This window comes from uncultured Porphyromonas sp., from assembly GCF_902489635.1.
Lineage (GTDB): Bacteria > Bacteroidota > Bacteroidia > Bacteroidales > Porphyromonadaceae > Porphyromonas.
In genome coordinates this window covers 1-9,185 of the sequence record NZ_CABUAN010000055.1, presented here as the reverse complement: position 1 = coordinate 9,185, position 9,185 = coordinate 1, and the positions used below count along the sequence as shown (strand labels likewise).

General features: G+C 55.1%; 5 protein-coding genes. 1 reads left to right on the top strand and 4 read right to left on the bottom strand.

Annotated features, from left to right (window positions below; all coding sequences use genetic code 11):
- Nucleotides 1–509: T9SS type A sorting domain-containing protein (locus RDM37_RS08135; RefSeq protein ID WP_308556614.1), on the top strand; the 509-nt coding region annotated here is incomplete at its 5' end.
- A 637-nt stretch (nt 510–1,146) separates the two neighbouring features.
- Here RDM37_RS08135 and dprA read toward each other — a convergent pair.
- From dprA to RDM37_RS08115, 4 genes are all read right to left on the bottom strand, one after another.
- Nucleotides 1,147–2,301, bottom strand: a complete 1,155-nt coding sequence (gene dprA, locus RDM37_RS08130; RefSeq protein ID WP_308556611.1) for a DNA-processing protein DprA — start codon at nt 2,299–2,301, stop codon at nt 1,147–1,149.
- Nucleotides 2,302–2,318: 17 nt separating this feature from the next.
- Complete coding sequence (gene purL, locus RDM37_RS08125) at nt 2,319–6,020, bottom strand: phosphoribosylformylglycinamidine synthase (RefSeq protein ID WP_308556609.1); 3,702 nt, start codon at nt 6,018–6,020, stop codon at nt 2,319–2,321.
- Between the two features lie 73 nt (nt 6,021–6,093).
- Nucleotides 6,094–6,816, bottom strand: a complete 723-nt coding sequence (locus RDM37_RS08120) for a 2-phosphosulfolactate phosphatase (protein WP_308556607.1) — start codon at nt 6,814–6,816, stop codon at nt 6,094–6,096.
- Nucleotides 6,817–6,832: 16 nt separating this feature from the next.
- Nucleotides 6,833–9,028, bottom strand: coding sequence for a DUF262 domain-containing protein (locus RDM37_RS08115; RefSeq protein WP_308556605.1), 2,196 nt, complete (start codon nt 9,026–9,028; stop codon nt 6,833–6,835).
- Between the last annotated feature and the right edge of the window lie 157 nt (nt 9,029–9,185).

The window sequence follows — 9,185 nt, the reverse complement described above, 5'->3', positions numbered from 1 at the left end:
CCGTCACCTTTACCGCTGGTGAGGGTGGTACTATCGCTGCAACGGTTGGTGCCGAGGCTAAGGCTATCGAGAGCAACGATCAGGTAGAGCAGGGTGCGGTCATTACCTTTACCGCTACGCCTCAGGAGGGCTATGAGCTAGACCAATGGATGGTCAATGGCAAGCCTGCCGTCGCTGGTGCCGATACGAAGATCGAGGGCAATAAGCTCATCGTCACTCTAGGCGACCAGGATCTCAAGGTGGAGGTCTCCTTCAAGAAGGTAAATGCTATCTCTCAGATCTCTGAGGCAGGGCTAGCTGTCTATCCTAACCCCTTTGCAGAGCGTATCGTCATCACGATACCAGCAGAGTGTATCGGTCAGACAGCCTACCTAACCTCTATGCAGGGAGAGATTGTCCTGCAGATGACTCTAGACCAGGTCGAGACCGTCCTCTACACCGACGCGCTCAGCCACGGCACCTATCTGCTACGAGTAGGTAGTCAGTCGCAGCTACTGATCAAAGAGTAATGATGCCAGACAGGCACCTTACCATCTAAGTCTCTGAGACTGCTCTCATAGTAGTCTCTACAATGCGAGGGAGGAGATATCATAAGGGTATCTCCTCCCTCTTGCTATATGCCCGTCTGTGAAAGGTTCAGCACCACGTCTCTATACGCTAGAGGTACCAAATGGAGACTGTTGCATAAAGGAGAATCGCAGTGAGACTGTTGCACCAGTCTCCTCTAGCGAGCGGGTACCCGTTGCAGTGCCACGGGTTAGTCATCGTCATACTCAGTCGTATCATGCTGGCTCCGTATCACATACGAGTTCCAAAAACGGTTCCCCTCTTGGAACTTTTTAGTTCCAAGGGAGGAACTTTTCAGTTCCAGCGGAGGAACTCTTTAGTTCCAGCGGAGGAACTTTTCAGTTCCAAGGGAGGAACTCTTCGTTTCCAACGGTGGAAAGAAAAGTTTCCAGCCTTGGAAAACTTCTTTTCCTCCGTTGGAAATTTAATTTTCCAAGGCTGGAACATTTTTGGAAAGTTGACAAAACGGTCGGCACCTCACGGCTGTCTCGGGTCAGATGGCACGACAGACAGCGATGCGTCTCGGCAAGAGGGCTAGTTCTTACCGAGACGCATCGCTGTCTGTGATGGGACGTGTGGCTAGATCTGTAGCTTGTAGCGCCCGTCGGGCTGGAGCGAGACGGCGCCTTCGCTCTCGAGGAGGAAGAGTCGGAAGCTCACTTCGTCGACGCCCATGAGCGTCTGGTCACAGATAGCATCGATTGAGAGACCATCGCCACTCTCTACGATCAGATCGAGGAGGGGACGTGCCTCTGGCTCTAGGCGAGCGCGCAGAGCATTGAGCTTGCTCTCGTGAGACATGGAGCCGATGGCACTGCGCGCCTCATGGTCGGGCTTCTTCCACTCGAGGTCTTCGCAGAGGTGAGCGGCTGAGGTGATGAGCTTGGCGATATTGTTGTAGATAAGGTTGTTGCACCCTTCGTTCTCGCGATCTGAGGGGCGACCCGGGAGGGCGTAGACGGAGCGGTCGTAGTCGAAGGCTTGGTGCGCCGTGATGAGCGAACCGCCACGCTCGGCAGACTGACCGACGAGGGTCGCCTGCGTGAGCCCCGCCACGATACGATTGCGCAAGACGAACTGATGTCGCTGAGGCTTGACACCCGCTGGGTACTCGGAGAGTAGAGCTCCGCCATGGGATACGATGCTACGAGCGAGGTTGCGGTGATTGCTCGGGTAGATCATGTGCAGCCCGTGAGCCAGCACGGCAGCGGTGGGCAAGCCCGCCTGAAGCGCCGCTTTGTGTGCGACAGCGTCTAGTCCAAGCGCCAGACCGCTGACGATGGTCACGCTGTCTGTTACGTTGGGCAGGTGGCTGATGATCGCCTGTAGATCCTCGACACCATGTTGCGAAGGCTTGCGCGTGCCGACAACACTGAGCGTCTGCTCCGCATGGAGTGGTGCTAGGTCGCCTAGGTAAAAGAGTATCAGCGGCGCATCGGCACACTGGAGGAGTAGGGGAGGGTAGTCGGCATCGTAGATGCTGACCATTCGTATGCCTAGATCGGCCGTGCGCTGTAGCTGCGCTTGCGTTTCCTCGAGCTTAGCCCGATCCCGCAGGAGCGGGTAGAGATGCGTGTAGACGTGGCCATTGAGCCTTGCCAGAGCTTGTGGATCAGCCCATAGTGCTGTGGCTGATCCGGCAAACTCTATCAGATGGCGAGCGAGCTGTAGCGATACGCCCTTGAGCTGTGTCAAGGCGTAGATACAGAGATGCTCACGGCTTATCTCAGGCATTGGCTAGACGGAGTGGATTACTGCTCAGCGAGCCACTCGTAGCCGTTGCGGAAGAACTGTATCCACGGAGAGACCTGATCCTCCTGACGACGCTCCTCGGGGTAGAAGCCACACTGCCAGGTGAGCGTGGCACGCTCTGGGTGAGGCATCATAGCTAGGTGACGGCCATCGCTACTGCAAAGCGCTGCGATACCGCGCTCAGAGCCATTAGGATTGCCTGGGTAGGTATCGTAATGGTAGCGCGCTGCGATCTGCTCATCGGGTATCGTGGGGCAGACGAAGCGTCCCTCGCCGTGAGCCACCCAGACACCGAGCTGACAGCCCTCGAGACCTTGTGTCAAGATAGCGCCCGTGTCGGCGATATCTACGGTTAGGAAGTTGGACTCAAACTTGTGCGAAGCGTTGTGCTCCAGCTTGAAGAGGCTTTCGCCCTGAGCATCCTTGCCGAGGAGCCCGAGTTGCGCCATGAGCTGACAGCCGTTGCAGATGCCGAGGGAGAGGGTGTCGGGACGAGCGTAGAAAGCCTCGATAGCCTTGCGAGCTCGCTCATTGTAAAGGATACCCGCAGCCCAGCCCTTGGCAGAGCCTAAGACATCGGAGTGCGAGAAGCCTCCGCAGTAGACGAGCATACGAACGTCGGATAGGTCGGTGCGTCCCTCGATGAGGTCGGTCAGATGGATATCCACCACGTCAAAGCCTGCGAGGTGCAGCGCGTAAGCCATCTCACGCTCACCATTGGTTCCGTTGTCACGTAGTATAGCCGCCTTGATGCCTGAGGCCTTCGTGCGATGAGGCTCTAGACCGAGACCCGCATAGGTGCCAGCGAAAGCGTGCGGGAAGCGCCACTGTACGGGCTGCTTGCCCAGATTCTCGTAGCGACTTGTTGCTAGTGATTCGCCACTCTGGAAGCAGTCCAGCAAGTAAGACTTGTTTGCCCAGCACTTGCGTGCAGCATCGATGTCTATCTCGTACGTTTTGCCCTCTTGATGGATCATCAGTAGGCGAGACTCGGTGGGTGCGCCGAGGTCGGCATAAGCGATCTCGTACTCCTCGAGGATACGCTTCGCCTGCTCTGCCTTGGAAACCTGTAGGATGACGCCCGGATTCTCGCTATAGAGTGCCGTGACGAGGTCCACATGGGAGAGCTCGTCGAGACAGATCTCAGCACCGCCATGTGTGTTGGCGAAGCACATCTCCAAGAGCGTTGTGACCATACCGCCCGCCGAGATGTCGTGACCGGCTAGGACTAAGCCCTTATGGATCAGCTCCTGAACGGCCTCAAAGGCGGTGGCGAAGTAGTCGGTGTCGCCGACCGTGGGGAAGCTGTTGCCCAGCTGTCCCAATGCTTGTGCCAAAGCTGAGCCACCGAGTGCCATCGGAGCAAAGCTAAAGTCGATGTAGAGCAGACGGCTCTGCTTAGCCGCCTTGAGCTCAGGCGTCACGATGCCCCTGACGTTGCTCACGGGAGCTGCTGCTGTGATGATCAGTGTGCCTGGACTCATCACCTGCTTTCCGTCGGGATACTTCTGCGTCATGGAGAGCGAGTCCTTGCCCGTCGGGATGTTGATCCCTAGATCTATGGCAAACTCACTACAAGCCTGCACCGCCTGATAGAGACGTGCGTCCTCGCCCTTGTTGCGACAAGGCCACATCCAGTTAGCACTGAGCGAGATGCCACGTATGCCACCCTCGATGGGGGCAAAGACAATGTTCGTCAGAGCCTCTGCGATAGCCATCCGAGAGCCAGCCCCAGCATCGATGAGTGCCACCTGAGGCGCATGTCCTACGGCAGTCGCCATACCGCTCTTGCCGTCGTAGTCTAGTGCCATAGTACCGAGATCGGAGAGCGGTAGCTGGAGCGCGCCAACGCATTGCTGCTGTGCCACACGACCCGTCACGGAGCGGTCCACTTTGTTGGTCAACCAATCTTTAGAGGCGACCGCCTCAAGGGTCAATACTTTGTCTAGATATTCGCGCCACAGCTCTTTGTCATAGCTTACTGGTGCAAACTGATGAGCGACTGTCTCGTCCTCCATAACCGTCTTGGGCGACTGTCCCAGCAGGTCGGATACGGCTAGGTCGATGGCTGCGCGTCCCTCTCGCTCTGTGCTAAAGAGGAGACGCTCATCGTCGGTCGTCTCTCCTACCTTATATATAGGACTACCCTCACGACGTGCTATCTGCTCCATCTGCGCGTACTCACGCTCCTGGATGAGCAGACCGACACGCTCTTGGCTCTCATTGCCGATGATCTCTCTAGCGGAGAGCGTCGGGTCGCCTACGGGTAGTGCGTCAATGTCGATACGTCCTCCGGTCTCCTCGATCAGCTCGGTGAGACAGTTCAGGTGTCCGCCAGCACCATGGTCGTGGATGCTCACGATCGGGTTGTCGCCCTGCTCGCTGATGGCGCGGACCACGTTGAGAACACGCTTCTGCATCTCAGGATTAGCACGCTGTACCGCATTAAGCTCGATACCGCTACTGTACTCGCCCGTAGCGACAGAGCTGACGGCACCGCCACCCATACCGATGCGGTAGTTGTCGCCACCGAGTAGCACGACCGTCTCGCCAGGCTGTGGCGTCTCCTTCTTAGCATCCTCTTGGGGCGCGTAGCCCATACCGCCCGCTAGCATGATCACCTTATCGTAGCCGTAGAGCGTGCTGTCGGCACTTTCCTGATGCTCGAAGGTCAGTAGCGAACCATTGATCAAGGGTTGTCCAAACTTATTGCCAAAGTCACTCGCGCCGTCGCTCGCTTTCGTCAGGATCTCTTGCGGAGACTGGTAAAGCCACGGACGTGGGTCTAGCTTGGCAGGACTCAGCTTCTGATCCTTCTCTAGACGTGGGTAGGAGGTGATGTAGACGGCACTACCAGAGAGTGGTAGTGATCCCTTGCCACCGCACATGCGGTCACGGATCTCACCGCCCGAGCCGGTAGCTGCCCCGTTGAAGGGCTCGACCGTCGTGGGGAAGTTGTGCGTCTCAGCCTTTAGTGCCAAGACCGTATTGCGCTCCCGTAGTGTAAAGAGCGAAGGCTCCGTCGCGCTCGTTGGCGCAAACTGCCAGACGCGGGGACCCTTGACAAAAGCCACATTGTCCTTGTAAGCCGATACGATGCCGTTGGGGTTCTCCTTGGAGGTTTGCTTGATCATCGCAAAGAGCGAATCGTTTTGTCGCAAACCGTCGATGACGAAGGTGCCGTTGAATATCTTGTGGCGACAGTGCTCCGAGTTGACCTGTGAGAAGCCGAAGACCTCTGAGTCTGTCAGCGGACGACCGATGCGTGCCGAGACGCCCTGTAGGTAAGCTATCTCTTCCTCGCTTAGGGCTAGTCCCTCCTCCTCGTTGTACGCCGCTAGGTCCGTGATCTCACGGATCGGCTGTGGCTCAGCGGTCATGGCGAAGCTCTCCTGACCTAGCCCCTTGTAGATCGCTTGGAGCATCGGGTCGTAGTGTGGTTTCGCCTCGTGAGTACGTGTGAGCTGCTCGATACGGTCGATGCCAGCGATGCGCATGTTTTGCGTTATCTCCACAGCATTGGTACTCCATGGAGTCACCTGAGTAGGACGAGGTCCCACATAAGTCCCCTCGAGCTGAGACTCGGGAGCCAGCTGCGCTCCGCCAAAGAGCCACGAGAGACGCTCGCAGGTCTCCTCGCTGAGAGCTGTGGTGTGTGAGACGGCATAAATCGTATCACCAAGGACAAAGTAACTAATCATAGCGGGTTGTGTATAATGGGTCTGAAACTACTTACGTTGCAAATGTACGGAATTTAGTGCTGAGGGCAGCGGTTTAGACATATAGTTGCCCAGCATCGTTAAGCGTGGGAATGTGTATTGAGCTGTCTTGCTCGAGGCAGAGACGTAAGCTCTCGGGGTAGCCACGCTGTATCAGACGCTGGTTGTGATCGCAATTGTAGAGGTAGTCGTAGAGATGCGCCCGGTGCTGGCGGTAAAGCTCTAGTGCCGTGCGGCTGCTGTCGGTGAGTCGGTAGGTGGTGCCCAGCTCCTCTAGCTTGTCTAGGAGCGCAGCACCGTATAGCGTGTCCTCGATGCAGAAGCTGTTTTGCCAACCAGAAGCGAGTACCGTCACGGCACGCCCCGAAGCTTGGCAGTGGCGCGCCACGGCGGTGAGATTGCTAAAAGCACCTACGATGATCTCCGCTGCGCCAGCCTCCCGAGCTGCGTGAATGGCTTGGGTACCGTTGGTCGTCGTGAAGACGATGCTACGTCCACCGATCCGCTCAGCAGTAAACTCGGAGGGATCGTTGCCCAGGTCAGCCCACGGACAACGCATCGCATTGCGCTCAGCAGCCACCACGTAGCCCTTACCGAGAAAGCTCTCCGCCTCATCGGTCGTCGCCACGGGAATGATCTCCTTAGCGCCATGGTCAAAGGCCGCCACCATCGAGGTACCAGCACGCAGTATGTCCACCACGACCACCACGCTGTCCTCCTGATGGTAGTAAGGGTAGAGCGCCGGGCACGGACAAATATCAAAAGTCACTTCTCTCATAAATGTGTCTGCTCGTTTATAGTTTAATGATGACCTCCTCGGAGTCTAGGTCTAGCAGTCGCATCACTCTAGCGATGCGGTCGATGAGGGCTTGCGTATTCAGAGTAGCATTGATACAAATGCAGTCATCAGCAATGTCGCTTGTTTCCTTATAGCAGTCCTTATTATCTATTGTCTTGTAGAGGTGCCTATAGCTTACCGGCTTTGACTTCAAATCCTTCCAAAGGATTAGAGCATCGGCTCTCCCAAGAACCTCTTTTTGATTGTCAAACAAGATACTCTTGGTCTGAGGGTGTTGATCGAAGAGATTTTTGAAAAAGAGAAGTAAGAGCGTCCTCCAAGACTTGACTTCAATTGTATTCCCAAAGAGCACGATCTCTTTTGGCTTGCGCTTAGTGAGGATTGTCGGATCAGACTCCAGCGGGTAGAAGAGCATCTCCGTCGTCTGCTTGCTGGCGTCCCTCCAATTGTTAGCTAGCTTGTACTCATCAGGAAGAGCAAAGGTCTCTAAAAAGAGACTGATCATACGATTCTGATGGTCGAGGATGCTCTCCTCACACCACTGCTCATACTGACAGATCTCATGGCGGTATCCTATGTTCGAGGATGCAAGCCGTGCCTTTTTGTCGGCAAAAGACTTATTGCCCATCTCACTATTAAACTCCGTGAGTATGAGGTTGCCGATGTTGTGTAGATAGTGCTGGTGCACCTCCTCAGCCTGCTCCTCACCCAGCTCGGAGCGCCATACCTCGTTGAGCGTCTGTGGCATAATGTGTTCGATGGAGACTTTCTCCTCTCTAAAGGAAACAAATGCTTTAGTCTGTTGCTCCTCCATCTTGCCTAAGATAAACTTGCTGTAGCTCCGCAGATTCTTGTAAAAAGCGATGCGCTCCAAGGTGTCTCGTACCTCCTTGTCATTGGGGAGACGTAGTTGGTAGAACTGATTGGTTAAAACATCCATGAGCGAAGTTTGCTGGTTCGCTATGGCTGGAAGGTATGAGGTCAGTGGAGGGATGTTCTTATTCTCTCCGATGGTCAAGCTTAGGACACGTCGACGAATCAGATAGGTGCGGATGCTCTCTAGGGTCTCTATCAGCAGGGCTCCACTGATGGTGGTCGCTGGAGCCTTGGCTTGATACATGTGCAGTAGTTCCAGGACTACCGGCTTGAAGGCTTCACTCGTAATGTCTTCGAAGATGTTGCACAGGAGCTCTCGGATGGTCTTGCTGTTCGACGTCGCGTCCTTGTAGTTTGATGGATCTATGATGCTTAAGTAGCACGGCACATAGGACTGTATATCCTTTATAAAGGCATCTCGACTGGTGAAGGTCTGCTCGACAAACTCTTTGAACTGGTAGTAGAGCTCTTTGGTGTTGTTGTCGCTAACCACCTTGTAGGGCTTCTTGTCCCGGCACTGGAGGTAGTCGCGAAAGAACTTAGAGATATACGCTTCGCCCAGAGGTCGTTCTATCTTAGGCTGCCACACCTCATCGTAAGCTTTCGTCTGCTCCTTGCTGGGCATCCCGAGTAAGATGTAGTTGCGGATCAGGTCCGACAGGGTGAGGGGCTTGCCGAGCGAATTAAGCGTCTCAAAGATAACTTGGGGGTCCTCGCCCTTGTAGGGTCTCTCGTCGAGCAAGATGGTTACCACGTTGATCCGCTGCAGAGCTGTGATGAAGTGCCGTATGGTCAGCCCATCGATCTGCAGCTTAGGCGTCAAGAGCTTGAGAAAAAGCTTGTAGGCATCGGTTACCTTACCTGGAACTCTCTCTTCATCGCCTCTTACCAATGCCCGATAAGCATCGAAGTCCGCCGTGACCTGCTTGAGCTTGACATGATCTTCAAACGAGGAGTTGCTACTCGTTAGCAATGTATTGGTTATGTCAGCCCTCTCTTGTGGATCTGTGGAGAGGTCGCGCAGAGCGATGCAGAAGATGAGCGAGGTGGTGAGGCGTTGCTGTCCGTCGATAATGACATTGAGATTGATAAAGGAGCCCGTCGGCTCTGACTTGTAGACGAGCGTCCCGAAGAAGTGCTCTTGCTTATCTTTCTGCTTGGGGTCTAGCTCGGAGCGAACTAGTCTCATGACATCATCGAAAAATCGATATATCTGCTCTTTCTGCCAGGAGTAGGCTCTCTGGTAGGGCGGTATGAAGAATAGTGCCGTGTTGGGGCTAAGAGCATTAAAAATGGAAGTATCAGATGCCTTCATCGGGTGGGGTTAGCAGATTGGTAGGAGAGTTGGTTGTATTGTCAAAGCCCTCCACGAGTGAGGCAGAGATGCTCAGTGGAGGGCTTTGCTTAGCGTGCTGTTTGTAGCTTGAGACTGTTGCATAAAGGCGAATCGCGGTGTTGCTTTCGGGATTCGG

What these genes read in the sequence shown, in the direction of transcription:
- dprA (WP_308556611.1), bottom strand. Translation starts at nt 2,301, where the DNA reads ATGCCTGAGATAAGCCGTGAGCATCTCTGTATCTACGCCTTGACACAG.
- purL (WP_308556609.1), bottom strand. Translation starts at nt 6,020, where the DNA reads ATGATTAGTTACTTTGTCCTTGGTGATACGATTTATGCCGTCTCACAC.
- RDM37_RS08120 (WP_308556607.1), bottom strand. Translation starts at nt 6,816, where the DNA reads ATGAGAGAAGTGACTTTTGATATTTGTCCGTGCCCGGCGCTCTACCCT.
- RDM37_RS08115 (WP_308556605.1), bottom strand. Translation starts at nt 9,028, where the DNA reads ATGAAGGCATCTGATACTTCCATTTTTAATGCTCTTAGCCCCAACACG.